A 25,109-nucleotide genomic window follows, 5' to 3' on the forward strand; every position below is an offset into this window, starting at 1 on the left:
TCATAACAACGACAACAATGGCCCCTACCTATGCGCATATCGCGGCTACTCAGGCGTCTGCGTAACGATTTCCAGCTGTCCATCATTACCTTGATGGGCTTCTTTGGCGTGATTGGTATTTCCCCTTATGCCGTCTACCGGCTAGCCACCGGTAACTACCTGGTAGGCTTCGCCGACACCATAATTGTCGTCTCCACTGTGGTCGCAGTGCTCTATGCCTGGCGCACCGGTGACACGATCAAACCCGGCATTTACTTGGCCACCATCTTCTCTGCCGGCGCAACGCTGATCGCCATCAATCTGGGCGTCAACGGCCTGTTCTGGATCTACCCGCTGATTCTCTTCAACTTCTTTATGGTTTCACCCACCAAGGCCTTGCTGGCCACCATTCTGGTGCTCATAACTTTGGTTGGTTACGGCCAGTTAAAGCCCGGCACGGTATTCGAAAGCGACTACCAGATGGTTTCATTCCTGGTCACCAGCATGATGGCCAGCATCCTCAGCTTCGTATTTGCCTACCGCACCAGCAGCCAACGCGATCAGCTGCAACAACTGGCCATCCAGGACCCGCTGACTGGCGCCCGTAACCGCCGGGCCATGAATGAAGAGCTGAAGATCGCCGCCTCCATCTACCGTCGCCACGGCAACAGCTACGGCGTACTGGTGATGGACCTGGATCATTTCAAACGAATCAACGACAGCCACGGCCACCAGGCCGGCGATCAGGTGCTGGTGGACTTTGTCGAACTGATCAAAAGCTCATCGCGCAAGGAAGACCGGCTGTTCCGCTTCGGCGGCGAGGAATTCCTCCTCCTGCTGCCCAACACCGAGCATGCGGGCCTGCTGGCGGCCGCGCAACACCTGCAGCAGCAAGTGGCGCAGCACCTGCGCGGGCCTGGTGGAGCGGTGACCATGTCAGTCGGCGGGGCCATCCTGCGCCGCGATGAGCACTGGGAAACCCTGCTGCAGCGTGCCGATAAGCGTCTGTATCGCGCCAAGAATGCCGGGCGTAACTGCATCGTCATCGATGACGGTGTCGACAGGTCCAGCAGCCTGCCCATTACCTGACCGCACGGTTTATCTTTGCTTACAACTTGCGCGGGAAAATTCGCGCGCGCGGCGGGTAAGGCTGTAACAACTCAGCGTTGTCTCTGTCTATTGGCCACACCTCACACAGAGCACCGCCATGAAAAGACGCTCACTGCTCAAGGGGATGGCCCTGTTGCCAGCCCTGCCCCTGCTCGGCCACGCCTCGCTCAGCCTGGCGCAAGCCACCGCCAGCAGCGTGATACCGCTGAATAAACCCCACAGCGACTGGCGCGATCTACTGACGCCCGAAGCCTATGCCGTGCTCTTCGAAGAAGACACCGAGGCCCCCGGCAGCAGCCCGCTGAATCAGGAAAAACGCGACGGCACCTACCTCTGCGCCGCCTGCTACCTGCCGCTGTTCGCCAGCCAGGACAAATATGAAAGCGGCACCGGCTGGCCCAGCTTTACCCAGCCAATTGCCGGCCACATGGGCACCAAGCGCGACTTCAAGCTGTTCTTCCCACGCACCGAATACCACTGCGCACGCTGCGGCGGGCATCAGGGCCATGTCTTCGATGACGGCCCGAAACCGCGGGGCGAACGCTGGTGCAACAACGGCGTGGCCTTGCGCTTTATCCCGCAAGGCGAAGCCTTACCTGAGCTGCGGAGCTGAACATGACTGTCATCCCCTCGACCTGGCGACGCCATCTGCTGGCTAGCAGCATCCTCGCGCTGGGCGGCCTGCTGGCCGCCTGTGAACCCACCGCCGCGCAGGCGCCACAACCTCAGGCCAGTGCAACAACAGTTGAAAGCCCCGGTGTCGCGATCTTCGCTGGCGGCTGCTTCTGGTGCACTGAATCGGATTTCGACAAGGTCCCAGGGGTGATTGAAACCACCTCCGGCTACATCGGCGGGCATGTCGACAACCCCACCTACGAGCAGGTCTCGGCCGGCAGCAGCGGGCATATCGAAGCAGTACGGGTGCGCTTCGACCCAAGCAAAACCAGCTACGCCCAGCTGCTGGAAGCCTTCTGGCCTACCATTGACCCAATCACGGCCAATGCCCAGTTCTGCGACCGCGGTCCGCAGTACCGCAGCGCGATCTTCTATAGCAACGGCGAAGAACAGCAACTGGCCGAGGCCTCCAAGGCGACTCTGGATAAGTCCGGGCGTTTGCCAGCCCCGGTGGTCACAGAAATCCTCGCCGCCAGCACCTTTTACCCGGCCGAGGACTATCACCAGAACTATTACCAACGTAACCCGCTGCGCTACAACTACTACCGCAATGGCTGCGGTCGTGACCAACGCCTGGAAAAACTCTGGGGCAAAAAACAGTAAACCGCCCCCATCAGCGGACCCTCGGGCCCGCTGATGACGCTGTATTCAGCCGCTGATACATAAGGGCAGCAATCGCCGCATCCGCTATGGTTGAACTCACACCTTGCCCAGTGAGCACACCATGGTACCGTTGAAACCCCTGTTCAAACTCACCTCGCTGATCGCTCTGAGCGGCTGGCTGATGCTGGTCTGTCTGCCGTTCTGGCCCTATACCGACGAACTGGTGCTGGGCCTCAGCGTGGTTCTACTGGCCATCGTCTATAGCTGGCTGCTGTTTGTCGCGATGCGCCAGCGCCCGGAGCCGGGTAGCGGCAGGCCCGGATTCTTCAGCCTCGGTGGAGTTCTATCTCTGCTGCGCCAACCCACAGCCGCACTGGCAGCCTGGATACATATTCTGGCGTTCGATCTGATGGTCGGGCTGTATATCCGCCACGAAGGCGCCATCGCCGGCATCAGCCACTGGGCACTGCTGCCCTGCTATGTACTGACGCTGATGTTCGGCCCGCTGGGCCTGCTGGCGTTTCTAGGCTTACGCTGGGGCTTGGTGATGGTGGCCTGAAGCTAGCCGGCCGTTGAGAATGTTGGCGAGGCAGTCGAGACAAGGCGCTAGATTAGTAACAGCCTACGGCTGTCCAAAGTGGCAAGGAAGCGGACTGGGCTGGCGCACGAGTTTACGAGCTGTAAATAAACATTGCGAGACGCCGCGTCCCAGCCTGTTTTCAACGCAGTATCGGCAACGTAAGTAATTCTTCAACGGCCTGTTAGCGGCTGCGCTCATAGTATTCAGAGCTCTGCCCTGGATACTGCTGCACCCGGTAGCCATTGGGGTACTCGATCGTTTGCTTGATCGTCCCGCGATTTTCTATCGACTGACTGCCGTAGCGCTGCTCATGGCGCTGCAGGCCGTCGGGTAGGCGCTGCCCACCATAGAGGTTATGGCTTTCGATGGTCTGCGAACTGCCGATGCTGCCACTGGCACCGGGGCTGATATAGGTCTTCGGAATGACCCGCAGCGTCTGCGGCGCCTGCTGCTCGGCATACAGCGGAGTCACCAGCAGTAACCCCACCAGACTGACCACATATCTGCACATCGTCATCACAACCTCTGCGCCATCGGCGCGCAACGAACTTAAAAGTTTGGCAACACCAGCCCACCTGCGGTTCCGACCGTTGATCCGGGAGAGGCGCACGCGAGCTGCTTAATCGCTCAAATAATGAGCAATCATCCTTGATTGGCGAAAAAGCACAAGCAACCCCAGGCGCCAGTGCAGGAAAACACCCTGTAAACCCGCCGTACAGTTTCGCGATACCCGTCCCGCTTAATCTACGGAGCGTTTATTACTATCACGGGCTATGTATTCGCCTGAGCATCGCCAACCAGATGACTATCCGTATCGCTTTACTCCTTCTCGCCTGCCTCCCCGGCCTGGCGCTTGCTGAGCAATTCATCTGCCGGGTGATGACCATCAGCGAAGGCGACACCTTCAGTTGCCTGAACACTGACAACAAACGGCTACGAGTGCGCCTTGCGGAAATCGACGCACCAGAAAGAAAGCAGCCCTATGGCGACGAAGCCAAGCTGGCCCTGTCTGATCTGGTGTTGGAAAAGCAGGTAGTCCTGCATGTGCAAGAAGTCGACCGCTACGGCAGAACACTGGCTCGGGCCTATGTCAGCGGCGTTGATGTGAATTACACCCTGGTCGCACAGGGCGCCGCCTGGGCCTATACCAAACAGCTAAAAGACCACCGATTGAAAGATGCCGAGACCCTGGCCAGAAACATGGGCAAAGGCCTCTGGCAGCTTCCCGCCGAAGACATCGTCGCGCCCTGGGACTGGCGCTACGCCGGCAGAATTGAGGCACCGCAAAAAAGCAAAACAGGCCGAACCGCGTCGTTCTCCCAGTTTGGTGACGGCTAACCGATTGATGTGGATGGGGAGACAGGAATCGAACCTGCGACCTTCGCGTTACGAGTGCACTGCTCTAGCGACTGAGCTACACCGGCAAGATGCTCATTGAGTCGCGCAGTGCGCCAACTGCAACGCGACTCAAGCTGCCCCCTCAAGCCTAGCAAGCCAACTACAGAACGTACGACTCACTGCTGGTACGCGGCCATGAGTCGTAAACGCAGAGAGCAACTGCTTACTTGCTCGGCAGTTCGATACGGTCTTCGTGGATCACGATGCGCCCCTGTTTGTACAAGCCGCCGATGGCTTTCTTGAAGTTGCCCTTGCTGACTCGAAACAGCCCGGCAATTTCTTCAGGTGAACTTTTGTCATTCACCTTGAGTACACCATCATGCTCGCGCAGTTTGGCCAAAATCTGTTCACCAAGGCTGCTGGCAGCTTCCTGGCCAACTGGCTGCAGGCTCAGGCTGATTTTGCCGTCGGCGCGCACTTCCTTGATAAAGCCTTTTTCCTGCATGCCGCTGCGCACAAACTTGAACAGTTCGTTCTTGTGGATCAGGCCCCAGTGCTTGCCATTGATAATGGCCTTGAAGCCCATATCGGTGGATTCGGCCACCAACAGGTCGACTTCCTCGCCCGCCGTGTAGTTGGCCGGCACGTTATCCAGATAACGATCCAGGCGTGCAGTGGCGGTGATGCGCTTGCTGCGTTTATCGAGGAAGACATGCACCACGCAGTAATCACCGATCTGCAATGGGCGTTTTTCTTCGGAGTGCGGCAACAACAAATCTTTTGGCAAACCCCAATTAAGGAATAAGCCCACGCGATTTATATCCACAACTTTCAAACTGGCAAATTCGCCCACCTGAACTTTTGGTTTTTCCGTGGTGGCAATTAATTTGTCTTCACTGTCCAAGTAAATAAAGACATTCAACCAGTCGTCCACTTCACTTGGGCTGTCGCTTGGGATATAGCGTTTTGGCAAGAGAATTTCGCCATCTGCGCCGCCATCCAGATACAGGCCAAAGTCGGTGTGCTTCACGACCTGCAAACTATTCATCCGTCCAATAACCGCCATGATGCCCTACCCTCATTACCAAGCCGGCATTCTAGACGAGTCGCCCCTGAATTTCTCGACAACCCGGCACATATGCCAACGCCTAAACGCGTGTTGGTCGGTGCAACTGACCAGTGGCGGGCTACGCCACTTCGCGCATTGGGAAAATCTGTGCAGGCATGTGTAGTCAATTAAAACAATTACTTAGTGAACTGCTGCTGTATTAAATCAACCCGCTGAAAAATTATTCCTCGGCACAACACGACATCCGGTCTTTATTTACCAAGCAATTGTCAAGCATTTCGAGTACCATGCGCGGCCAAATTAATTTTTAAATAGGTTAATGGCCGTCATGCGCGTAAAAGCATCCAACAGTAAACCCAAGCCGGCACCAGCCGTGGAAACCAGCGCCTCAATCGACGCACAAATCGAGGCCTTCCTGAAGTCTGGTGGGGAAATCCAGCAAATCGCCAAAGGTGTCAGCGGCCAGGTGTACGGCACCACCAAGCAGATCACCATCGGCAAGAAGTAACGCGTTCTGGCCATGCAGCGCTTTGCTCGCAATGACAAGGCGCTGGCCAGTGCTTGATTGAACCTCTTCCTCCCCCGCTGTTTTATCCATTTACACCTAGCCCTCTGGCGCTTAGCACAACCTTGTTTCAGAATCATGTCAGCCCGCACCTTGCGGCTGTTTCGGCATTGCCGTTGCTGAATGATGGCGAATGCCCCAGGAGTACCCGTGCGCTTTACCTGCAATTGGCTGCGACGCCCTTCCAGCACGCTGTTTGTGCTCGGCCTGTTGTTGCTCGCATTGCCGATGCTCAGCCGCTACGCACTGGGCTGGTCCCACCCTTATGGCTACCTCTCTGACCTGGCGATTGGCAGCTTGCTGCTGGTGGTGCTGCATCAGCGCTCCTGGCTGCTGGCGGTGCCGCTGCTGCTGGTCTGGTGCATCTTCAACCTGAGCACCGCCGAACTGGTCAATGCCGTCGGCCGCATGCCGGAACCGGCCGATCTGCAATACCTGGGCGACGCCCAATTTGTCAGCCATTCCACGCAGGGCGGCGGTTTAGGTCAACCGTTGCTGGCGCTGGCCCTGGCACTGCTGACGGCACTCTATTTCGGTCTGCGCAGCTGGCAGACGCCACGCCGCGCCGCATCACTATCCCGCGCCTGGCTGCTGTTGCCGTTGTCGCTATTTGCCGTGCACAGCGTTTTTCAGCAGCTAAAGCCCAGCGAAGCGGATCAATGGTTGCAATTCAACCTGCCGCACAAGCTGCTAGCGGAAAGCACCAGCAGCGGCCAGCAGCACCTGGCTGACTGGCTTGACGGCAATGAGCCCGGCAGCCCGCCGGATATCAGCGCCCTGAACCAGCTCGACCTTAACGGAACCCCACTGCTGGCCCAGGCCGGCAGTGCACGCAACGTGCTGATCATTACCCTGGAAGGGGTAACCGGGGCCTATCTGCGCGCCAGCCGCCAGGCCATTGGCAGCAGCTACCTGGAACAGCCGATGCCACGTCTGAGTCAGTGGGCCGAGCGCGGCATGCTCACCTATGACTACGTGCTGCATGGTCACCAGACCATTCGCGGGCTCTACGCCATGCTCTGTGGCGACTACAACAAACTCGACTCCAGCACCCCGAAAGGTGTGGAGCTGCTCAATAATCCTGCTCGCAGCGATCTTTGCCTGCCCGCGCAACTGCGTGAGCGCGGCCTTAGCACCCATTTTCTGCAAGGTGCAGGGCTGCGTTTTATGGCCAAGGATCAGATCATGCCGCGCATGGGCTTCGACCAGACTCACGGGCGCGACTGGTTCAAGAACAAGCCCTATATCGAGTTCCCCTGGGGCATGGATGACAAGGCCTTTTTCGAGGGCGCGCTGGGCTACGTCAAGCAACTGCGTAGCAAACGCCAACCCTGGATGCTGACGTTGCTGACCGTCGGTACTCACCAACCTTATTCAGCGCCGCAGGGCTATCTCGACCGCCATCCCAACGCCAAGCTGGCCGCGATTGCCTATCTGGATGACGCGGTGGCGGACTTCCTCAACGCCTTGGAAAGACAGGGCGTGATGAACGATACCCTGGTGATCATCACCTCGGACGAATCCCATGGCATAGAGAATGTCCGCCTGGCCTCGGCCTGGGGTTTCAACCTGCTGCTGGCGCCCGAGCAGCCGAAGCTGCCCGCACTCAAACATGGCATCTACGGCCATGTCGACCTGACCGCCTCGGTACTCGACTACTTTGCCTTCCCCGTACCGACTAACATTTCCGGCCGTTCATTGCTGCGCGACTACAGCCACGGTCGACCCATCATGTCCTACACCAATGGCCTGCTGCGCCAGCATGACGGAAACGCCACGCTGACCGAATGCGACTTCCAAAGTATCTGCCGCCGCTATGAAAGCCACCGCTTCATTGCTGACAGCGCCCGTTACTTGGGCCGCTTCACCGGCAAGCCGGCACGCCTTATCAGCCAACAAGCCAGCATGCTCGACCAGTCGCTAACGAGTAGCCAAGGCGAACAAAGTTACCAGTTTGCCAACCCGCAACCGATCAAACTCACCCCTGGTGTCAGCGATGACTGGACCGACAACCTGGTTGGCGCTCAGTACCTGACGCTAAGCGCCGCCACTCAAACCACCGTAACCCTGAAGATCCGCGCCCAGCGCGTAGGTAAAGCAGGCGCCAGGCTGCAATTGAAAACCAAGGAGTACGACCGTGACGTGGCCCTGCCAATCCCGGAACTGCCGCTACTGACGCACGATAAACCAGTCGAAATCAGCTTTTCCTTCGACAACCCAGACGCACGCAAGGCGTTTTCCTTTCACTTGCTTGGACAGGGGCAGGGCGCCATCGAAATTGTCGATTTCAGTGTGCGCAGCAGCCCACTGCAGACCGAAGAAGAACTGCTCGCAGCTCAGGAAAGCCTGGATGAGGTTCAGTCAACCGGGTACGAGCTTATCCAGATGAGTGAGGCTCAATAGATCGCATAGCGCCCTTCGATCTGCGCGTACTCGCCGGTCTTTCTAAGCTCTGCCAACCCCAGGTTAAAACGCTCACACAAGGCCCACTCACGGCAACCGAGCTTGTAATCATTGGCTGCAAAAATGGGAAACAAGGTCAGGGGCTGAGTCACGTCGACCTGGGTATACACCTCACGGTTGAAGTAGCGAAGGATACGCATGTCTGTCACTACAACATCCACGCGGCCGCTGTAGAGCATGCGGTTACGCGCGATCTGGAAGGCCTCTTCGCGGTAACGCGGATTGGCCTGCGCCATGCGCTGAAACTCAGCACCCAACAGAAACCGCGCACGCTGAAAGGCATTGACCGAATACCGTGCCAAGTCGCTGATTTGCTGGATTTCGAGATTGCGTGAGCGCAACGCCACCGCCACATTCTGGTAGCGGATATAGCTGTGCGAATAAACGATATCGCCACCGTTCAGTTCATTGGTTGCGGCAATCGCATCCAACTGCCCCTTGCGCAGCATCATGTTCAAGCGCTCAAGGGGCGCATAATAGGCTGTCGGCTGCAGACCGCCATGACGAGCTGCGCTCATAACGATATCGTGCTCCAGCCCACGGTCCTCATCTTCGAAGATATAGGGCGGTTTATGCGTCCCGAAACCGATGCGCAGATTGTGCGCTGACACCGTCAGGCTACATAGCAGCAGGCCCAACACCCCGATCCATTTCATGACCATATCCCAACTGAGCCAGCCTCCAGCATAGCCGGCTATGCGCTGAAACTGCACGCGGCCATCACTGAGATCGATTCACCCGTATTAGTCGCCAGGTACAGACGTGGGGCTAGACTCTCTGCACCCCAATCAGTCGATGCACATGTGGAGATTGTTCATGCTCAAAGCCGAATACCAGCAACGCGGCCCGCAACCCCATGAAGTGATTGCCGCAGTCGAGTTGCAGCTACCCGAACCCGGAGTTGGCCAGGTACGCATCAAGGTGCTCGCAGCGCCCATCAACCCCTCCGACGTACTCACCCTGACTGGCGAATACGGCATGCTACCGCCGCTACCCGCAATTGGCGGCAACGAAGGGGTTGGCCGAGTGGAAGCGCTGGGCGCCGAGGTCGGCAACCTGAAGGTCGGGCAGATGGTGCTGTTGCCGGTGGGCTGCGGTACCTGGGTCAGCCATCTGAATGCAGCGGCCAACAAGCTTATCCCGCTACCGGAAGCGGATCCGCAGCAACTGGCGATGCTCACGGTCAACCCGCCGACGGCCTCCCTGTTGCTCAGCCAGTTCGTGGACCTTAAGCCCGGTGATTGGGTAATCCAGAACGCCGCCAACTCAGGCGTCGGCAGCTACCTGATCCAGCTGGCCAAGCTGCGCGGCTTCAAAACCATCAACGTGGTACGCCGTGAATCGGCCGTAGCCAGTGTTGAGGCCGAAGGCGGTGACGTGGTGCTGGTCGATGGCCCGGACCTGGCCAAGCGCGTGCGCGCAGCCACTGGCGGTGCAAGCGTGCGTTTGGGTATCGATGCCGTAGGTAGCGAGTCGACCGACCACCTGGCGGCCAGCCTGTGCGAAGGCGGGGTACTGGTTAACTACGGCATGATGAGCCGCCAGCCGTGTCAGGTATCGCCAGCATCCTTCGTGTTCCGCGACGTCAGCCTGCGCGGCTTCTGGCTGGCCAAGTGGTTCCAGAACGCCAGCCAGGCCGAACAGATGAAGGTATTTGGTGAGTTGGTACAGCTGATCGCCAGCGGCAAGCTGCACACCCGTGTGGCAGCTACCTATGACGTCAGTGAGATCAAGCAGGCCGTGGCGGCCGCCGCCAGTGGTGAGCGTGGCGGCAAGATTCTGATCGTACCGAAGTAAGGATCAAGCGACAGACGGCGGCTAGCCCGCCGTCTTCAGCCACCTGCAGGTGTACTGCTCAGCCACAGCACCAGCCCCAACAGGGCCAGATGCAACAGCACAATCAACCAGAACAGCAGCTGATAACTCAGCTTGCGGTTCTTGTGGCGAATCAACCGCTGCGCCAGCAATCCGCCTGGCCAGCCACCCAGCAACTCATACAGGTGCAGGCGCGCCTCAGGCGTACGTTGCTGACCCTGGATGGCGAACTGTTTGTCGCGGTAGTAGGCAATAAAGCAGACCAGGCTCATCAGCCCGTAAACCAGCACCAGCATGGCCAGCACATCAACCTCGACCAGCAGCGGCTGAAGCCGTTCGTGCCAGAGTTGTGCAACGCCCTGCAGTAAAGGCGGATAGCTGGCGTAGTCACTGATGCTCAAGGCCAGGTTGCGATGGGCAATGCTGCAGGGCTGATCAGTGTAGAGCACCACACCGTCAGGCTGCACGCATTTGTGTACTGAGCCCTGCGCCTGCGTGGCCAGCGCCAACGCGGCAGACAGGAGCAGACAGCGAGCCACAGGTTTACTCGGCAGCGGGCTTACGGCGTTTCAGCGGGGCCAGGCCGTCCTGACTGACCAACACGGGCGCATCCGCCTTGGGCTTGTTGATGGTATTGCGCTTGCTTGGCGCCTTGGTGGCTGGCTTTTTGGCCAGCTTCTTACCGGTTTTCGGGTCGACCTTTTTCTTCTTCGGACCAACCGCCTTGCCGGACGCCTTGAGATTTTTCGGTCCCTGGTAGATGCCCTTGAGGTCCTTGATATTGCGGCGCTCAAAACGCTGCTTGAGGTAGCGCTCGATGCTCGACATCAGCGCCCAGTCGTTATGGCAGATCAGCGAGATCGCCAGACCTTCGGCGCCAGCACGGCCGGTGCGGCCGATGCGGTGCACGTATTCGTCACCGGAGCGCGGCATATCGAAGTTGATCACCAGGTCCAGGCCATCAACGTCCAGACCACGGGCCGCCACATCGGTGGCCACCAGAATTTTCACCGCGCCCTGCTTGAGACGGTCGATGGCCAACTTGCGGTCCTTCTGGTCTTTCTCGCCATGCAACACGAAGACCTTGAAATCCTTGGCCACCAGCTTGCCGTACAGGCGGTCGGCCTGCACTCGCGTGTTGGTGAAGATGATCGCTTTTTCGTAGGTTTCGTTGGCCAGCAGCCAGTCGACCAGACGCTCTTTGTGATGGTTGTGGTCGGCGGTGATGATCTGCTGTCGGGTGCCCTCATTGAGCTGGCTGACGCGGTTGAGCTGCAGGTGCTCAGGCTCTTTCAGCACCTTGCCGACCACTTCGCGCAGCGCTGCGCCGCCACTGGTGGCAGAGAACAGTAGGGTCTGGCGATCGGCATTGCACAGTTCGCCGAGACGTTGCACGTCTTCAGCAAAGCCCATATCGAGCATGCGGTCGGCTTCATCGAGGACCAACACTTCGACTTCATCGAGCAGCAGGTTGCCGGCGTTGGCGTGTTCGATCAGGCGACCCGGCGTACCGATCAGGATGTCGACCTTGCGCAGCATGGCGGCCTGCACCTTGAAGTCTTCACCACCGGTGATCAGGCCACCCTTGAGGAAGGTGAACTGAGCGAAGCGCTCGACCTCCTTGAGGGTTTGCTGGGCCAGCTCGCGGGTTGGCAGCAGGATCATCGCACGCACGCTCATACGCGGCTGAGAAGCACCATCGCCGAGCAGACGATTGAGCATGGGCAGCACAAAGGCTGCGGTCTTGCCGCTGCCGGTCTGCGCGGTAACCCGCAAGTCTTTTCCTTGCAGCGCCAGCGGAATGGCCGCCAACTGCACCGGGGTGGGCTCGACAAAGTTAAGCTCGGCCACGGCTTTGAGCAGGCGTTCATGCAGGGCGAATTGGGAAAACACGGGCATACCTCGGCAAAAAATCAGCAATACAGCGACATAGATTACCGGTTCTGCCAGCTAAAAGCCCGAACGGCCTGGCCAACGGCGTCTACAGCCTCGCTCACGAATGCATTGCTGGGAGCTGGATGGGGGGATTTGACGCCTCTCGTCAGACCATTACGCAAGCCTCACGTCACGCCGTTAGAATGCGCGCCGCTGTTCAATCCCGAGCCGCATGGGTTCCCTAACCCCATTCACTAAAAAGGTTATGTCATGCTCCTGACTTCCCCTCGGCGCCTGCGCAATGCGCTTATGGCGCTGGTGCTATTTCACATTCTGATCATCATAGCCAGCAACTACCTGGTGCAGCTGCCGATTACCTTGTTCGGCTGGCACACCACCTGGGGTGCTTTCAGTTTTCCATTTATCTTCCTGGCTACCGACCTGACGGTGCGTTTGCTCGGCAAACAGGCAGCGCGCCGGGTCATTGCCCGAGTCATGCTGCCGGCACTGCTGATTTCCTACATCGTCTCGGTGCTGTTTCAGGAAGCCAGCTTCCGCGGCTTTGGTGCGTTACTGGAGTTCAACGAGTTCGTTCTGCGCATTTCCGTGGCCAGTTTCCTCGCCTACGTACTGGGGCAGGTTCTCGACATCCAGGTATTCGACCGTCTGCGTCAGTTGCCACTCTGGTGGGTGGCACCAACCGCCTCGACCATTCTCGGCAACCTGCTCGACACCTTCGTCTTCTTCTCGGTGGCGTTCTGGAACAGCAGCAACGCGTTTATGGCCGAGAATTGGGTGGAAATCGCCACGGTCGATTACGGGGTCAAACTGGTCGTCAGCCTGCTGCTGTTCGTGCCGCTCTATGGCATGTTGCTCAATGCCATCCTGCGCGTGCTGGCCGGACGCAATCAGGTGACCAGCTAAGTTCTAACCACCTTGCCGCGCCTGTTTGAACAGCAGGCGCGCGCTGTCCCAGCCGACCAGCAGCACCGCCAGCCAGATTGGCAGATAGGTCAGCCATTGCGCGCTGTCGAACTGCTCGCCAAGAAACAGCAGCGCGACGAGAAACAACAGCACCGGCTCGACATAACTGAGAATGCCGAACAGGCCCATCGGCAGCAGCCGGCTGGCAGCCATCATCGCGGCAAACGCCAGCGAGCTGAGGATCGCCAACCCTGGCAGCAACCACCAGAGCTGCGGCGCCTGGCTGAACAGTTGCGGCGGACTCCATTGCAGCACCAGCCAGATCGCCACCGGCGCCATAAACAGCATCTCGAAGGCAAAGCCGGACAAGGCGTCCAGGCGCATCCAGCGGCGCAGCATGAAATACGGCGGATAGCCCAGCACCGTGACCATCACCACCCAGGAGAATGCCTGGGTCAGCCACAGTTCATGGGCGACGCCAAGCAAAGCGCAAAACACCGCCAGCCGCTGCAACGGCCTCAGCCGTTCGCCATAGAACACCCGCCCGGCCAGCACCATGGCCAGCGGCAGCAGGAAATAGCCCAACGACACGTCCAGCATGCGCCCAGCCAGCGGCGCCCAGACAAACAGCGCCCACTGAATCCCCATCAACAACGCGGCCAACGGCAGGCTGGCGAACAGCAACGGCTCGCGCCGCACGCGGTCGCAGGCGGCGAGCAGCACCGGCCATTGCCGCGACAAGGTGATCAGCAGCAACACTGCCGGCATCGACCATAGCACCCGCTGGGCAAACACCTGCAAGCCATCGAGCGGCGTCAGCAACCGCACATAGCCGGGCACCAGGGCAAACAGCCCCGAAGCAATAATCGACAGCGCCACGCCGCGCCCAGACAGCTGCATCACACCACCCTGCTCAATCAGTCCTCGGCATCTTGCCTGGCTTGTAGTTAAGACCACAGCCACAAAGCGACACAGCTAGGCACTGAAACACCCATACAGCCAAAAATCCGGGCGCTGCCCATAAAAAAGCCCGCACTGCAGCAGCAGGGCGGGCAGAGACGTCCAGGAGCACCGGACGTCAGGAGAACAGGATGCAGCGGAGAATCAGATGGCCTGAGCCAGTTGCGCCTTGGCCTGATTCAGGCCCTTTTCCATAAACTCGCCGCCCAGATTGAGGCCTTCGGCGTGGATAAAGCTGACATCGTGGATACCGACAAAGGCCAGCGCCTGACGCAGGTAGGGTTCCTGGTGGTCCTGGCTGCCGCCGGCATAGATACCGCCGCGAGCGGTCAGCACAAAAGCACGCTTGCCGCTGAGCAGGCCCTGCGGGCCGGTTTCGGTGTATTTGAAGGTCACCCCGGCGCGCAGCACATGGTCGAGCCAGGCTTTCAGGGTGCTGGGAATGGCGAAGTTGTACATGGGCGCGGCCAGCACCAGCACATCAGCGCTCAGCAGCTCATCGGTCAGCAGATTGGAGCGCGCCAGCGCCGCTTGCTCCGCTTCGCTCTGCTGCGCAGCGGGAGTCATCCAGCCACCCAGCAGATTGGCATCCAGGTGCGGCACCTGATCCACCGCCAGGTCACGCACGTTGATCTGATCGGCGGGGTGCGCCGCTCGCCAGCTGGCGATAAATTGCTCAGTCAGTTGACGGGAAACCGAACCTTGTTGGCGGGCGCTGCTTTCAATTACCAGGACATTAGCCATGTTGTTTGCTCCATCGAAGGGGTGTTGAACGTCGATGGGCAAAGAATATAAGCGCTATGATTGATTAAAAAGCGCAAATATTCGCATCAAACAATCGAATAATTTGATTTATATAGCATCCCGGCTTAGTCTCAGGGCTGTTGCGCTAACAGCCTTGGCTAGCTGACTTCGCAGGTCAGTTTGACCCGCAGCTTGATAATGCTGCGGCTGAACTTCACCGCCAGGCTGCTGCTTTCACCAGCGCTCAGTCTGACCTTGCGGGTACGCGGGGCTTCCGGGCCATTGCGGAACAACGCCGTGCACTGGGCGGCCGCACGGCCATAGTTGTACAGCTGCAAGCCACCCATGTTGTGATCGATTTCCTGAGTGGTGGCCGCCACCTCGGCACCGTTGAGCTGTTTTTCCACCTCAATCGGGTAGGCCATTACACTCAGAGGCAAGCAGGCCAGCAGTGCGCAACAGAGCTTTTTCATCAGGGCTGTCTCCGGCAAAAGACGGCCAGTTTAGGTTGATTGAGTGGGTCTTTGCACCCTGAGTACGGGAATCGATTATGAAAGCCCCCCGCGTAACCCTCGACCAATGGCGCACCCTGCAGGCGGTGGTCGACCACGGCGGCTTTGCTCAAGCGGCCGAGGTGCTGCACCGCTCGCAATCCTCGGTCAGCTACACCGTTGCACGCATGCAGGAGCAGCTCGGCGTGCCGCTGCTGCGCATTGATGGACGCAAGGCGGTGCTCACCGAAGCCGGTGATGTGCTGCTGCGCCGCTCGCGTCAGCTGGTCAAGCAAGCCAGCCAGCTGGAAGACCTGGCGCACCATATGGAGCAGGGCTGGGAAGCCGAAGTGCGCCTGGTGGTTGATGCCGCCTACCCCAACGCGCGCCTGGTACGGACCCTGACGGCCTTTATGCCGCAAAGCCGTGGTTGCCGGGTGCGCCTGCGCGAAGAAGTGCTATCCGGGGTGGAAGAAGTGCTCAAGGATGGCATGGCCGACCTGGCCATCAGCGCGCTGAACATTCCCGGCTTTCTCGGCGTGGAAATGAGCACCGTGGAGTTTGTCGCCGTCGCCCACCCTGAACACCCGCTGCACCGCCTGCAGCGCGTCGTCACCTTCCAGGATCTGGAAACCCAGATGCAGGTGGTGATCCGCGACTCCGGCCGCCAGCAGCCGCGCGATGTAGGCTGGCTCGGCGCCGAACAACGCTGGACAGTCGGCAGCCTGGCCACCGCCGCCACCTTTGTCAGCAACGGCCTGGGCTTTGCCTGGTTGCCGCGCCATCTGATCGAACGCGAGCTCAAGGACGGCCTGCTCAAGCCCCTGCCGCTGGATCAGGGCGGCAGCCGTAACCCACTGTTCTACCTGTACTCGAACAAAGACAAACCCCTGGGTCCGGCCACGCAGATTCTCGTCGAGCTGATTCAACGTTTCGACTCGGTCACCCTGGATACAGCCTTTGCTGCACCCCTGCCCCCCACTTGATCTGGAATTCAGCGGATGCCCTATTTCGAACACGACGACTGTCAGTTGCACTACGAAGAATATGGCCGCGGCGCGCCCGTGCTGCTGGTCCACGGCCTCGGTTCGAGCACCCGCGACTGGGAATACCAGATCCCCGAGTTGGCTCGTCACTACCGGGTTATCGCCCTCGATGTGCGCGGCCACGGTCGCTCGGACAAACCCCACGAGCGCTACAGCATTCAAGGTTTTGCCGAGGATGTGGCGGCGCTGATCGAGCACCTGCAGCTGCCACAGGTGCATCTGGTGGGTATCTCCATGGGCGGCATGATCGGCTTCCAGCTGGGCGTGGATCGCCCCGAACTGCTGAAGAGCCTGTGCATCGTCAACAGCGGCCCGGAAGTCAAAGCCAAAAGCCTGCGTGATTACGTAGAAATCGCCAAACGCTGGAGCCTGTCGCGCCTGCTCAGCCTCGATACCATTGCCAAAGCCTTGGGCAAGCTGTTGTTCCCCAAGCCGGAGCAGGAAGAGTTGCGGCAGAAAATTCTCCAACGCTGGCCGCAGAACGACAAACGCGCCTACCTGGCCAGCCTGGACGCGATCATCGGCTGGGGCGTGCGGGAACGCCTGACGCGAATCAGCTGTCCGACCTTGGTGGTCACCGCCGACCGCGATTACACCCCGGTGGCGCAGAAGCAGGCGTATGTCGATGAACTGCCCAATGCCCGCCTGCTGGTGATCGAAGATTCACGCCACGCCACACCGCTGGACCAACCCGAACACTTCAACAGCAGCCTGCTGACCTTCCTCGCTGAAGTCGAACAGGCCGCGCCCACAGCCAAGCAACAATAAGGACCACCCCGCATGTTCAAGACCCTCACCCTCGCCGCCTGCTCCATCCTGTTTGCCAGCAGCCTGCTGGCCGCAGAAAATCCGAAAGTGCTGCTGACCACCAGCCTTGGGGACATCGAGATCGAACTGAACGCCGAAAAAGCGCCGATCAGCACCGCCAATTTCCTCAGCTACGTCGACAGCGGCTACTACGCCGGCACCCAGTTCCACCGCGTGATTCCGGGCTTTATGGTGCAAGGCGGCGGCTTCGATGCCGACATGCAGCAAAAAGATACCCAGACACCAATCAAGAACGAAGCCGACAACGGCCTGCACAACGTGCGTGGCACCCTGGCCATGGCCCGTACCCAAGTACGCGACTCGGCCACCAGCCAGTTCTTTATCAACCACAAGGACAACGCCTTCCTCGACCACGGCTCGCGTGACTTCGGTTACGCGGTGTTCGGCAAGGTGGTGAAGGGGATGGACGTAGTCGACAAGATCGCCCAGGTGCCAACTGCCAACCGTGGCGGCCATCAGAACGTCCCGCGTGAGCCGGTGCTGATCACCGCCGCCAAACGCCTGTAAACCTGTTCAACCGGCTGGGTAGCCCGCTGCCCAGCCGTCAGTTGCGCGCATGAGTCATCTGAAACTTCGCCACCCCGTCCAACTGCGCCAACTCATCAGCCATATCGCTGATCCGCGCACTCTTCTGCCCATCGACTGCCACCGCAACAAAGCGCCACTCCAGCTGCCCATGCTCGTAGCTCACACTGAACGAACCACCGGCGATCACATAACCGCGCTCGCGGGCAATGCGCCGCAGTGTGTTTTCTTCAGGCCGGACAAATCCCGGTGCAAAACGCAGCACAATGGCAATGGCCGGCCGCGATGGCAGCCGCGCCTCCAACTTGGCGCCCCACATCATCAGCCCGGCGGAAATCAGACTGAGCAGCAAGGCCGCCCAGTAAAACCCGACGCCAACCAGCACACCAATTGCTGAAGAGGCCCAGATTGAGGCCGCGGTGGTCAGGCCGCTGATGCTCATGCCATCTTTCATGATCAACCCGGCACCGAGAAAACCAATACCAGTGACCACGCCCTGAATCACCCGCGTGGGATCAACCCCTGCCAACGAGTGATCGCCCAACCAGTGCTGCGGGTACACGCACAACACCGTCAATGCACAGGACGCCATGCAGACCATGCCATAAGTACGCATGCCTGCTGCACGCCCATGGTAGGAGCGCTCATAACCCACCAGCAGCCCCAGCAGCAGCGCACCCAGCATATTCAGAAACAGGGTCAGGTTGACCGCCACGCCGGGCAGCAGCCAGAGCTGATCGACTAGGGCCAATACACTCACCACACACCTCGCGCAGCAGCGAACATGCTCTGAGCGTAGTTGCCGCTCCACTAAACTGCGCGAGCCAGCGACACTATTGGCGGTACGGCAGCAGCTCGCGTGCCTGTTCGGCGTAGCCGCGCACGCCGTACTGTTCTTCAGCGAGGAAGTTCGCCACGGCCGCACGCAGGCCGGGGTGGCAGAGGTAGTGCCAGGAGTGGGTGATGACCGGTTCAAAGCCGCGAATCAGCTTGTGCTCGCCCTGGGCACCGGCGTCGAAGCGGTGCAGGCCATTGGCGATGGCAAAGTCCATACCCTGGTAGAAACAGGTTTCGAAATGCAGCCGATCAAACTCCGCCAGACAACCCCAGTAGCGGCCATACAGGCTGTCGCCGCCGACCAGGCTAAAGGCCATGGCCACAGGTCTACCAGCCTGATGAGCGAGCACCACGCGGATCATCTCAGGCACGCACTCGGCCAACAGACTAAAGAAGGCGCGCGTCAGATAGGGTGACTGGCCGCGCACACGGTAGGTGTTGGCGTAACACAGGTAGACGAAATCCCACTCCAGCTCACTGAGCTGATGGCCCTCACGCCAGTCAAACGCGATGCCCTGCCCCGCCACCTGCTCACGCTCCTTGCGCATCTGTTTGCGCTTACGCGAACTGAGTGCATCGAGAAAATCCTGAAAATCCCGGTAGCCACGATTACGCCAGTGAAACTGACAGCCGAGGCGCTGCAACCAGCCATCACGGCCCTGCAGCAGCGCATTTTCGGCCTCGGAGGTGAAGTTGATATGCAGGCTCGACAGACCCTGTTGTTCCAGCCCGGCGCAGAGGCCATCGAGCAGCTGTCCAACCGCCTCAGATGCGCCTAACAGGCGCTGACCGGTAACCGGAGAGAAGGGAATTGCACCGAGCAGCTTGGGGTAATAGTCGATGCCGGCGCGGTAGCAGGCATCCGCCCAGCCATGATCGAACACGTACTCGCCATAGGAGTGGCTTTTCACATACCCCGGCATGGCGGCCAGTAATTGTCCCCGCGCATCGAGCAACGCCGCATGGGCCGGCTGCCAGCCAGTGCGCCCACCCACACTGCCGCTGTCTTCCAGTGCCGCGAGAAAAGCATGGCGCAAGAACGGCTGCGTATCTGCCAGCAGGCCATCCCACTGGCTGGCGGCAATGTCATGGATGGAATTCAGGCAGGTCGGCAACATGGGCGGCTCAGTCAGGTCTGTCGCGGTCAGACAAAGCTGCACTATAGCCGCCAGGCTGATTAGCAGACAGCATTGCGGCCGTGGGCCGCCGGCGTCAATCGACACTCAATCGTCATCAGGCTGTCACCAAGCACAGCGAAAATCTCTTGCCAACTTCCTAGGGAGGGAATTCGATGTCCGTCAAAAACACCATCAAACCTTTATCCATCGCCTTATTGGCTGCGTGCATCAGTGCCTGCAGCAGCTACTCGGCAGCACCGGCAGCCAAAACAGAAGCCAGCCTGAATAACGAAGACTGGTATCAGGTTCGTACTGAAGAACAGCTGTTCCTGTTTGATGACTACAAGGTTTATCGCGACTTCCTGGTCAGCGGTACTGCACCGGTCATCAAAGACCTCGGTGAAAAAGACAAGCATGGGCAGAACATTATCCTGGCTCTGCGCGCTGAGGACTCCAGCAAGAAGCTGGAAGATATTTCTGCTTACCGCTTCCTGCGCCAGAACCTGCCGCCAGCTGGCAAGTTCTATGGTGAAATCCGCCAGGAAGGCGTGATTTTCGTGGGTCAGCGCTATGGTGACATGGTCGATCTGAACAATATCGGCGAACCTATCTTTCGCCACACCGAGATTGCCAGCGGCCCTAAGGGTGAGCGGGTGATCTACCTGATGCAAAAAGAAGAAAAGAAACCAGAAGCCCTGATCAAACAGTTCCAGCTGAACTACGGCATCACCCCTGCCAGCTAATCAGGCTGACTTGGCAGCGGGCAATCCGCTGCCAGACCTTCGTTACCGCACTCTCGCTTAATCCCCCCTTCACCTGTCGCACCTGCCTGCTGCGGACTAACTGCGCCTCCGCTCTCCTGCCTCCTGCCGCTTAAGTCCTCACCCCATTTAACGCCTGACAATACTGCTGCACGCGCCGATGAGCCTGGCAACATCGACTGCTGGCAAAACGTAATGATGTTGTCAGCGGCGGTCGGCCGAGAAATACCGGCGACATGTAGTCGTTGGGGCGATTGTCTCTAGGTTTATCGGGACGAGCAGCAATGCGGGTCAGCGTCTGCAGCTTGCCAAGCTGACGAGCGATACACCTGTTGTTCGAACTCCCGGCAATCACGTCGTTTTATCACCGAGTTGCCTTCGACCAGCTCAAGAAAGCTGGGCCGGTGGGCAGTGACCGCCGAACACCGGACGGGAGAAATCAATCTGCCTTTCGGGGTGCTCAAAGAGTTGGCGTGTCGGACTCGTATATACAGGCAGCATGTCCGTCCGCAGCCGCCAGTTCATTAACCCACGTATTTATTGCACAGCATAAAAAAGCCCCGCACGCGGCGGGGCTATAAAAAGGAGCAGCTAAGACGTAATTACAGCGTATTAGAAAACGTATTGCGCGCGCAGCGAGATGGCATTACCGCTGTCATCATCATCGCCTGCCGCGAAACGGCCGGTCTGCAGTTTGACAGTGTCATCGTCAGTCGAAGTCATCAGGTAGTTAGCCGACACCTTGACTGCTTCGTTGACATACCAGTTCACACCCAGGGTGTGGATCTTGGCTTCCGTCTCGTCAATCGCCACACCACCGACAGTTGCCATGATGTCGTCATCCTGAACATTCAGGTTTTCATAGCGATAGAAGACTTCCCACGCGCCAGTCTGCTTATTGCTCGGTTTGATGGCGTCAAACTTGGCACCGTCGAGTTTGTAGATGCGCGACTCACCGGTAAGGGTGTAGGCAAACTGCATGTTATAGCCGGTCGCTTCACGATCACCGTTAGTGCGGAAGCCACTCATATTGCGCTTGAGGTATTCGCTCTGCACAGAGAACGGACCGGTCATGTAGGCAAATTCAAGCCCTACAACCGCATCATCCTCAAAGCCGGCAGCATCGCTGTTACCCAAGGTCAATGCGCCCGAGTTCACGCTGGTGGAGTTCTCGGTCACACCACGTGCGCCCAGACGAGACGTGATGGAGCCGTTGAACTTGGTGCCATCGCCTTCGTTGCCGTAGCTACGCTTGGCGTAATCCAGACCGAAGTGCAAAACCTGGGTTTCGCTGACGATGGGAGCGAACACACCACGAGTGAAGAAGCTGTTTACGTCTTTGCCGTCTTCATCTTCGAGGCTGTTGCTGGAATCTTGCTGCTGAATGCTGGCCGAACCATAGAACATCCCGGCGGTAGTACCACTAACCTGAATGCCCATGCCGGTTTCATGATCGGTAGTCCAAGGAGCCAGTTCAAGAATCGCCGAACGCTCTTTGGCGGTTACCCACTTGGAGCTGGTGGCTTTTTCCAGGCTGTAATCCGGATCGAAACGGCCGATACGGATATTGATCGGCGAGAAGCCGGTGTAAGTAACGCTGGCTTCATCAAACTTGTTGCTGCCGCTGCGGTTGTCACCGAAGTCGACGTTCATCTGGTATTTCCAGTCTTTGTAGTTACCACCAAACTCCAGCTGGGCACGGCGCAGATAGGCTTCGTTACCGGCTTCATTGTTGGTGGTGTAGAAGCCGTCGAAGTGATCAAAGTCCGCCTGGATACGACCGCCCAGCTTGAAGCTGTATTGCTTGTCGGTGGTGGCGACTTCCAGACCGCTCTTGGTCTTGATAACGATGTCGGTGCCGTCAGTGGTTACGGTACCTGCGAAAGCCTGGGCGGAAACGGCCAGAGCCAGGGCGCTGGCTGCGAAACCGGCGAAGTGCTTACGGATCATCAAAGATTCCCCTATTGGTCTTTAGTGTTGAAAACACCCGAGCGTCTGGGCTCGTTCGTGCTGGGGGGAATCTTGGCTACGGGATATTTCAGCTCGGTTGCCGATATATAAAGATTTGATTACAGCGGAACTTTTTACTTCTTACGCCTATAAGCAGCTGAGAACTGCTCCAACCCCGCGCTTAGCCAACCGTGCGCCACCCTGCAGTGGCGCACTGTATTCGGCTCAAGGCTGCTTACGCAGAGCCTTGGCCAGCCAATAGTCGAGGCTCAACCAACGCCCGGCACCGCTGAAGAACAGCGCCACCAGCATCACCAAGTAGGTGGCGGCAAACTCGATACCGTTGTTCAGCACCACCAGCTTGCCGCTGCTGGTCAGCCAGTCGTAATTGCCGTGCTGTTTGAGCAGCTCACGGGCACGCTCGAGCTTGTCCACCGCCGCCATGACCCGCTCATTGGCGAACGGTGCGCTGGCATCGGCAATCGCCTGCCAGCCGTAGGGCAGGTGCACGGCGAAGATCGCCACCAACATGGTGACGATCAGCGGAATACTGACCCAGCGCACCGCCAGGCCGAACAACAGCAGCAGCGCCCCGCCCGTCTCGGTGAGCGCTGCAGCCCAAGCCAACAGCTCAGGAAATGGTAGGCCCAGGCCCCAATCCGGGTTACCGAACCAGGCGGCGGTGGCGTCGATGTCCGCCAGCTTGTGCATGCCGGCCATCCAGAACACGGGCACCAAGTACAGGCGCAGCAATAACGGGCCGAGAAAATCCAGACAACGGGTAGCGTCCAGGGCATCCTGGAGACGATTGAAAAAGCTCAGCATGGGACATCTCCGCAGGTCGACACCGAGGGTGCCGTGATCAAGTGATTAGGTAATGGAGGAATACCAGATTTCCTGGCGGCACCACTCCGCCAGCAGGTCATGGGCGTTGCTGAAGTACTGCGTATCAGCGCTCAGTCCATGCTGCTGGGCCAAAGCCAACAACGCGGCGTCAACGGCTTCACCAGCCTGCAGGCGTGTCGCCAACTGATAGGCAAAGGGGCTGATTTGCATAAAGCGCACCCTATCCTGCCCATCGCGCCAGACCAGCAAACACGTCGGCTCGTCCGGCGGCGTTGTCGGCTGGAAATCGCCACCAATGCGCTGCACCGGCCACTGATAGGCCAACGGCCAGGCTAGGGGCGACCAACCCTGCGCAGGCAGCTCGGCCTCGCTAACATCCAGCGCCAGCTCAACCCACTCGTAATGCGCCAGTTCGAGGATAAACGGCGGATCGCCGGCCTCGGCGACATAGCCCTGCTGCAACCAGGCGAGAAACTCCTGGCTGATCTGCAAGAAATACGGCGTGCGTGCCGGGTGCTCGGCGATAAAACTGCGCACCAAACGCTGCCAACGACTGGCCTCGATCAGCCGGTGCAGCACCGGAAAAGCGCCGCTGATAAAGCCTTCAATATTGTTGAAGAACAGCGCTTCATACACTGCCATCCGCTCGGCCGTAATGCCCTCCAGCAAGGGCTGCACTGCCGGTTGGCGAATACGCGCGGCAAACGCGCACTGTGCGTCAACGCCCCTCATGTTGCGTAACCCCGCAAAGGATCCGCCGCCGTTTGCAGCTGACGAATCTGCGCCACCTCGGCGTACAGCTCGGCAATCGGCGGAAAGTTGAAATCGCGCTCCAACAAGGTCGGACGCACGCCATGCACGGCGTAGGCCTGTTCCAGCAGCGCCCAGACAGGGTCGATCACCGGCGCGCCGTGGGTGTCGATTTTCAGGTCGCTGGCCTGGTCGTAATGCCCGGCCACATGCAAATAGGCGATGCGTGCACTGGGCAGACTGGCGATATACGCCGACGCATCGAAGTTGAAATTGATGCTGTTAACGAAGACGTTGTTCACATCGAGCAACAGCTGGCAGTCGGCCTGTTCCAGCACCGCGCTGACAAACGTCGCCTCGTCCAGCTCGCCCGGCAACTGCGCATAGGCCGACACGTTCTCGATGATCAGCGGCCGCTCCAGCACGTCCTGCACGATGCGCACGCGCTCGGCGATACGCAGCACCGACTCATCGGAAAACGGCAGCGGCATCAGGTCATACAGCTGGCCATGGTCGGCGCAGGCCGACAAATGCTCGCTGTAACCACGCACACCGTGCAGGTCGAGAAAGCCTTTGATGGCTTTGAGCAGCTCGATATCCAACGGCGCAAAGCCACCGAGGTTAAGGGACAGACCATGGCAGAGCAGTGGCAGGCGCTCGCTTATGGCGCGCAGCTGCTTGCCTAAACGCCCGCCTACGCCGATCCAGTTCTCCGGTGCCAGTTCGAGGAAGTCCACCTCGTCTGTGCTGCAGTTCTGCAGCGCGCCGAGCAGGCCGCGACGCAGGCCCAGCCCGGCACCGTTAACGAAATCCATCTGCATGTTCTGCCCCTGCACTCAGTCCGTTACTCGGTTTTCTGCTCGCCGCCGCACTTGCCTTCACCGCACTTACCTTCGCCTTCGGCCTTGGCTTCGCCACCGCATTTACCCTCGCCACACTTACCTTCGCCTTCGGCTTTCTTCATTTCGCCGCCGCATTTGCCTTCGCCGCAGCTGCCTTCAGCGGATTTTTCGCCAGCAGCCAGGCTGTAGCCGCTGCTCAGTTCCTGTGCGGCAAACGGGTTGCTCGCGGCCTGCACGCTCAATGCAGCGCTGCTCAGCAGTACCGCGCCCAGGGAAGCAACAACAGTGTTCAGATGGTTCATGGCAACGCTCCAATGGTGGTTTACAGTGGCGGCCGATTGGCTGCCTCGGCCCAATAGACGCGCCCGACCGGCGGCTGTTACAGCTGCACCGGAAAAAATTCGCAACCCAGCTG

The 25,109-nt window shown here is 59.2% G+C and carries 26 protein-coding genes and 3 pseudogenes; 13 read left to right on the forward strand and 16 right to left on the reverse strand.

The features are described from left to right. Nucleotides 1–30 precede the first annotated feature (30 nt). The 4 genes from OU997_RS02100 (at nt 31) to OU997_RS02115 (ending at nt 2,926) form a co-directional block, all read left to right on the forward strand. Nucleotides 31–1,068, forward strand: a complete 1,038-nt coding sequence (locus tag OU997_RS02100) for a GGDEF domain-containing protein (protein ID WP_267808717.1) — start codon at nt 31–33, stop codon at nt 1,066–1,068. 118 nt (nt 1,069–1,186) lie between these two features. Then, nucleotides 1,187–1,702, forward strand: coding sequence for a peptide-methionine (R)-S-oxide reductase MsrB (gene msrB / locus OU997_RS02105; protein ID WP_267808719.1), 516 nt, complete (start codon nt 1,187–1,189; stop codon nt 1,700–1,702). Nucleotides 1,703–1,704: 2 nt separating this feature from the next. After that, nucleotides 1,705–2,367 (forward strand): peptide-methionine (S)-S-oxide reductase MsrA, encoded by a 663-nt coding sequence (gene msrA, locus OU997_RS02110; protein ID WP_108489463.1) that lies wholly within the window; start codon nt 1,705–1,707, stop codon nt 2,365–2,367. Nucleotides 2,368–2,488: 121 nt separating this feature from the next. Then, nucleotides 2,489–2,926 carry an ABA4-like family protein gene (locus OU997_RS02115; RefSeq protein WP_108489464.1) on the forward strand — a complete coding sequence of 146 codons (438 nt, stop codon included), beginning with the start codon at nt 2,489–2,491 and terminating at the stop codon, nt 2,924–2,926. A 202-nt stretch (nt 2,927–3,128) separates the two neighbouring features. Here OU997_RS02115 and OU997_RS02120 read toward each other — a convergent pair whose 3' ends face one another. Beyond that, nucleotides 3,129–3,464 carry a hypothetical protein gene (locus OU997_RS02120; protein WP_256583026.1) on the reverse strand — a complete coding sequence of 112 codons (336 nt, stop codon included), beginning with the start codon at nt 3,462–3,464 and terminating at the stop codon, nt 3,129–3,131. Nucleotides 3,465–3,595: 131 nt separating this feature from the next. On the opposite strand from OU997_RS02120, the gene OU997_RS02125 reads away from it, so the two are divergent. Next, nucleotides 3,596–4,285, forward strand: a complete 690-nt coding sequence (locus tag OU997_RS02125; RefSeq protein ID WP_267808721.1) for a thermonuclease family protein — start codon at nt 3,596–3,598, stop codon at nt 4,283–4,285. Between the two features lie 223 nt (nt 4,286–4,508). Here the strand turns inward: OU997_RS02125 and OU997_RS02130 are convergent, their stop codons facing one another. Then, nucleotides 4,509–5,351 (reverse strand): S1 RNA-binding domain-containing protein, encoded by an 843-nt coding sequence (locus tag OU997_RS02130; RefSeq protein WP_108489466.1) that lies wholly within the window; start codon nt 5,349–5,351, stop codon nt 4,509–4,511. A 322-nt stretch (nt 5,352–5,673) separates the two neighbouring features. On the opposite strand from OU997_RS02130, the gene OU997_RS02135 reads away from it, so the two are divergent. Both OU997_RS02135 and OU997_RS02140 read left to right on the forward strand, forming a co-directional pair. Further along, on the forward strand, nt 5,674–5,862 hold the full coding sequence (locus OU997_RS02135) for a hypothetical protein (protein ID WP_169852821.1): 189 nt from the start codon (nt 5,674–5,676) through the stop codon (nt 5,860–5,862). 207 nt (nt 5,863–6,069) lie between these two features. Next, on the forward strand, nt 6,070–8,322 hold the full coding sequence (locus OU997_RS02140) for an LTA synthase family protein (protein WP_267808722.1): 2,253 nt from the start codon (nt 6,070–6,072) through the stop codon (nt 8,320–8,322). On the opposite strand, the gene OU997_RS02145 is transcribed toward OU997_RS02140, so the two are convergent. Next, complete coding sequence (locus OU997_RS02145) at nt 8,316–9,038, reverse strand: substrate-binding periplasmic protein (RefSeq protein WP_267808723.1); 723 nt, start codon at nt 9,036–9,038, stop codon at nt 8,316–8,318. The genes OU997_RS02140 and OU997_RS02145 overlap by 7 nt on opposite strands. Before the next feature lie 160 nt (nt 9,039–9,198). On the opposite strand from OU997_RS02145, the gene OU997_RS02150 reads away from it, so the two are divergent. Continuing rightward, the gene (locus OU997_RS02150; protein WP_108489467.1) at nt 9,199–10,179 is read left to right on the forward strand and encodes a zinc-dependent alcohol dehydrogenase family protein; all 981 of its coding nucleotides are present in this window, start codon (nt 9,199–9,201) and stop codon (nt 10,177–10,179) included. A 35-nt stretch (nt 10,180–10,214) separates the two neighbouring features. On the opposite strand, the pseudogene OU997_RS02155 reads toward OU997_RS02150, so the two are convergent. The 3 genes and pseudogenes from OU997_RS02155 to OU997_RS02165 all read right to left on the reverse strand — a co-directional run. Continuing rightward, nucleotides 10,215–10,487 (reverse strand): annotated as a pseudogene (locus OU997_RS02155) (DUF1294 domain-containing protein); the annotation flags it as partial. 147 nt (nt 10,488–10,634) lie between these two features. Further along, nucleotides 10,635–10,736, reverse strand: a pseudogene (locus OU997_RS02160) (hypothetical protein); the annotation flags it as partial. Nucleotides 10,737–10,740: 4 nt separating this feature from the next. After that, nucleotides 10,741–12,090 (reverse strand): DEAD/DEAH box helicase, encoded by a 1,350-nt coding sequence (locus OU997_RS02165; protein WP_108489500.1) that lies wholly within the window; start codon nt 12,088–12,090, stop codon nt 10,741–10,743. 252 nt (nt 12,091–12,342) lie between these two features. Here OU997_RS02165 and OU997_RS02170 point away from each other — a divergent pair, with 252 nt between their 5' ends. Continuing rightward, complete coding sequence (locus OU997_RS02170; RefSeq protein WP_267808724.1) at nt 12,343–12,996, forward strand: 7-cyano-7-deazaguanine/7-aminomethyl-7-deazaguanine transporter; 654 nt, start codon at nt 12,343–12,345, stop codon at nt 12,994–12,996. Between the two features lie 3 nt (nt 12,997–12,999). On the opposite strand, the gene rarD is transcribed toward OU997_RS02170, so the two are convergent. The 3 genes and pseudogenes from rarD to OU997_RS20915 all read right to left on the reverse strand — a co-directional run. Continuing rightward, a complete protein-coding gene (gene rarD / locus OU997_RS02175) occupies nt 13,000–13,896 on the reverse strand; it encodes an EamA family transporter RarD (RefSeq protein WP_108489470.1) in 897 nt (298 codons plus the stop codon). 204 nt (nt 13,897–14,100) lie between these two features. Further along, nucleotides 14,101–14,700 carry an FMN-dependent NADH-azoreductase gene (locus OU997_RS02180; protein WP_267808727.1) on the reverse strand — a complete coding sequence of 200 codons (600 nt, stop codon included), beginning with the start codon at nt 14,698–14,700 and terminating at the stop codon, nt 14,101–14,103. A gap of 365 nt (nt 14,701–15,065) precedes the next feature. Continuing rightward, a pseudogene (locus OU997_RS20915) lies at nt 15,066–15,176 on the reverse strand (3-phosphoglycerate kinase); the annotation flags it as partial. 74 nt (nt 15,177–15,250) lie between these two features. On the opposite strand from OU997_RS20915, the gene OU997_RS02190 reads away from it, so the two are divergent. Genes OU997_RS02190 through OU997_RS02200 form a run of 3 tightly spaced genes read left to right on the forward strand, consistent with a single transcriptional unit; the run spans nt 15,251 to nt 17,572 of the window. Next, a complete protein-coding gene (locus OU997_RS02190) occupies nt 15,251–16,177 on the forward strand; it encodes a LysR family transcriptional regulator (protein ID WP_108489473.1) in 927 nt (308 codons plus the stop codon). A gap of 15 nt (nt 16,178–16,192) precedes the next feature. Next, nucleotides 16,193–17,005 (forward strand): alpha/beta fold hydrolase, encoded by an 813-nt coding sequence (locus OU997_RS02195; protein WP_267808729.1) that lies wholly within the window; start codon nt 16,193–16,195, stop codon nt 17,003–17,005. A 12-nt stretch (nt 17,006–17,017) separates the two neighbouring features. Beyond that, a complete protein-coding gene (locus OU997_RS02200; protein WP_108489475.1) occupies nt 17,018–17,572 on the forward strand; it encodes a peptidylprolyl isomerase in 555 nt (184 codons plus the stop codon). Nucleotides 17,573–17,609: 37 nt separating this feature from the next. Here OU997_RS02200 and OU997_RS02205 read toward each other — a convergent pair whose 3' ends face one another. Beyond that, nucleotides 17,610–18,350 (reverse strand): MgtC/SapB family protein, encoded by a 741-nt coding sequence (locus OU997_RS02205; protein WP_267808732.1) that lies wholly within the window; start codon nt 18,348–18,350, stop codon nt 17,610–17,612. Nucleotides 18,351–18,423: 73 nt separating this feature from the next. Beyond that, nucleotides 18,424–19,545 (reverse strand): GNAT family N-acetyltransferase, encoded by a 1,122-nt coding sequence (locus OU997_RS02210; RefSeq protein ID WP_267808734.1) that lies wholly within the window; start codon nt 19,543–19,545, stop codon nt 18,424–18,426. Between the two features lie 173 nt (nt 19,546–19,718). On the opposite strand from OU997_RS02210, the gene OU997_RS02215 reads away from it, so the two are divergent. Further along, complete coding sequence (locus OU997_RS02215; protein ID WP_108489477.1) at nt 19,719–20,288, forward strand: hypothetical protein; 570 nt, start codon at nt 19,719–19,721, stop codon at nt 20,286–20,288. Nucleotides 20,289–20,918: 630 nt separating this feature from the next. Here OU997_RS02215 and OU997_RS02220 read toward each other — a convergent pair. The 5 genes from OU997_RS02220 to OU997_RS02240 all read right to left on the reverse strand — a co-directional run bounded on the left by OU997_RS02220 (nt 20,919) and on the right by OU997_RS02240 (nt 24,996). Beyond that, nucleotides 20,919–22,256 (reverse strand): OprO/OprP family phosphate-selective porin, encoded by a 1,338-nt coding sequence (locus OU997_RS02220; RefSeq protein ID WP_108489478.1) that lies wholly within the window; start codon nt 22,254–22,256, stop codon nt 20,919–20,921. Between the two features lie 225 nt (nt 22,257–22,481). Beyond that, complete coding sequence (locus OU997_RS02225) at nt 22,482–23,081, reverse strand: DoxX family protein (RefSeq protein ID WP_267808736.1); 600 nt, start codon at nt 23,079–23,081, stop codon at nt 22,482–22,484. A gap of 45 nt (nt 23,082–23,126) precedes the next feature. Beyond that, a complete protein-coding gene (locus OU997_RS02230; RefSeq protein WP_267808738.1) occupies nt 23,127–23,834 on the reverse strand; it encodes a DNA-binding domain-containing protein in 708 nt (235 codons plus the stop codon). After that, nucleotides 23,831–24,673 (reverse strand): DUF692 domain-containing protein, encoded by an 843-nt coding sequence (locus OU997_RS02235; protein WP_267808740.1) that lies wholly within the window; start codon nt 24,671–24,673, stop codon nt 23,831–23,833. Before OU997_RS02235 ends, OU997_RS02230 begins: the two co-directional genes overlap by 4 nt. 23 nt (nt 24,674–24,696) lie before the next feature. After that, complete coding sequence (locus tag OU997_RS02240; protein WP_108489482.1) at nt 24,697–24,996, reverse strand: hypothetical protein; 300 nt, start codon at nt 24,994–24,996, stop codon at nt 24,697–24,699. Nucleotides 24,997–25,109: the final 113 nt, after the last annotated feature.

The sequence above is a fragment of the Pseudomonas sp. SL4(2022) genome, from assembly GCF_026625725.1.
Lineage (GTDB): Bacteria > Pseudomonadota > Gammaproteobacteria > Pseudomonadales > Pseudomonadaceae > Aquipseudomonas.

Bases quoted from the DNA above. Each gene is read 5' to 3' on its own strand.
- OU997_RS02100 (WP_267808717.1), top strand. From the start codon at position 31: ATGCGCATATCGCGGCTACTCAGGCGTCTGCGTAACGATTTCCAGCTG.
- msrB (WP_267808719.1), top strand. From the start codon at position 1,187: ATGAAAAGACGCTCACTGCTCAAGGGGATGGCCCTGTTGCCAGCCCTG.
- msrA (WP_108489463.1), top strand. From the start codon at position 1,705: ATGACTGTCATCCCCTCGACCTGGCGACGCCATCTGCTGGCTAGCAGC.
- OU997_RS02115 (WP_108489464.1), top strand. From the start codon at position 2,489: ATGGTACCGTTGAAACCCCTGTTCAAACTCACCTCGCTGATCGCTCTG.
- OU997_RS02120 (WP_256583026.1), bottom strand. From the start codon at position 3,464: ATGACGATGTGCAGATATGTGGTCAGTCTGGTGGGGTTACTGCTGGTG.
- OU997_RS02130 (WP_108489466.1), bottom strand. From the start codon at position 5,351: ATGGCGGTTATTGGACGGATGAATAGTTTGCAGGTCGTGAAGCACACC.
- OU997_RS02135 (WP_169852821.1), top strand. From the start codon at position 5,674: ATGGCCGTCATGCGCGTAAAAGCATCCAACAGTAAACCCAAGCCGGCA.
- OU997_RS02145 (WP_267808723.1), bottom strand. From the start codon at position 9,038: ATGAAATGGATCGGGGTGTTGGGCCTGCTGCTATGTAGCCTGACGGTG.
- OU997_RS02150 (WP_108489467.1), top strand. From the start codon at position 9,199: ATGCTCAAAGCCGAATACCAGCAACGCGGCCCGCAACCCCATGAAGTG.
- OU997_RS02170 (WP_267808724.1), top strand. From the start codon at position 12,343: ATGCTCCTGACTTCCCCTCGGCGCCTGCGCAATGCGCTTATGGCGCTG.
- rarD (WP_108489470.1), bottom strand. From the start codon at position 13,896: ATGCAGCTGTCTGGGCGCGGCGTGGCGCTGTCGATTATTGCTTCGGGG.
- OU997_RS02180 (WP_267808727.1), bottom strand. From the start codon at position 14,700: ATGGCTAATGTCCTGGTAATTGAAAGCAGCGCCCGCCAACAAGGTTCG.
- OU997_RS02190 (WP_108489473.1), top strand. From the start codon at position 15,251: ATGAAAGCCCCCCGCGTAACCCTCGACCAATGGCGCACCCTGCAGGCG.
- OU997_RS02195 (WP_267808729.1), top strand. From the start codon at position 16,193: ATGCCCTATTTCGAACACGACGACTGTCAGTTGCACTACGAAGAATAT.
- OU997_RS02200 (WP_108489475.1), top strand. From the start codon at position 17,018: ATGTTCAAGACCCTCACCCTCGCCGCCTGCTCCATCCTGTTTGCCAGC.
- OU997_RS02210 (WP_267808734.1), bottom strand. From the start codon at position 19,545: ATGTTGCCGACCTGCCTGAATTCCATCCATGACATTGCCGCCAGCCAG.
- OU997_RS02215 (WP_108489477.1), top strand. From the start codon at position 19,719: ATGTCCGTCAAAAACACCATCAAACCTTTATCCATCGCCTTATTGGCT.
- OU997_RS02220 (WP_108489478.1), bottom strand. From the start codon at position 22,256: ATGATCCGTAAGCACTTCGCCGGTTTCGCAGCCAGCGCCCTGGCTCTG.
- OU997_RS02225 (WP_267808736.1), bottom strand. From the start codon at position 23,081: ATGCTGAGCTTTTTCAATCGTCTCCAGGATGCCCTGGACGCTACCCGT.
- OU997_RS02230 (WP_267808738.1), bottom strand. From the start codon at position 23,834: ATGAGGGGCGTTGACGCACAGTGCGCGTTTGCCGCGCGTATTCGCCAA.
- OU997_RS02235 (WP_267808740.1), bottom strand. From the start codon at position 24,673: ATGCAGATGGATTTCGTTAACGGTGCCGGGCTGGGCCTGCGTCGCGGC.
- OU997_RS02240 (WP_108489482.1), bottom strand. From the start codon at position 24,996: ATGAACCATCTGAACACTGTTGTTGCTTCCCTGGGCGCGGTACTGCTG.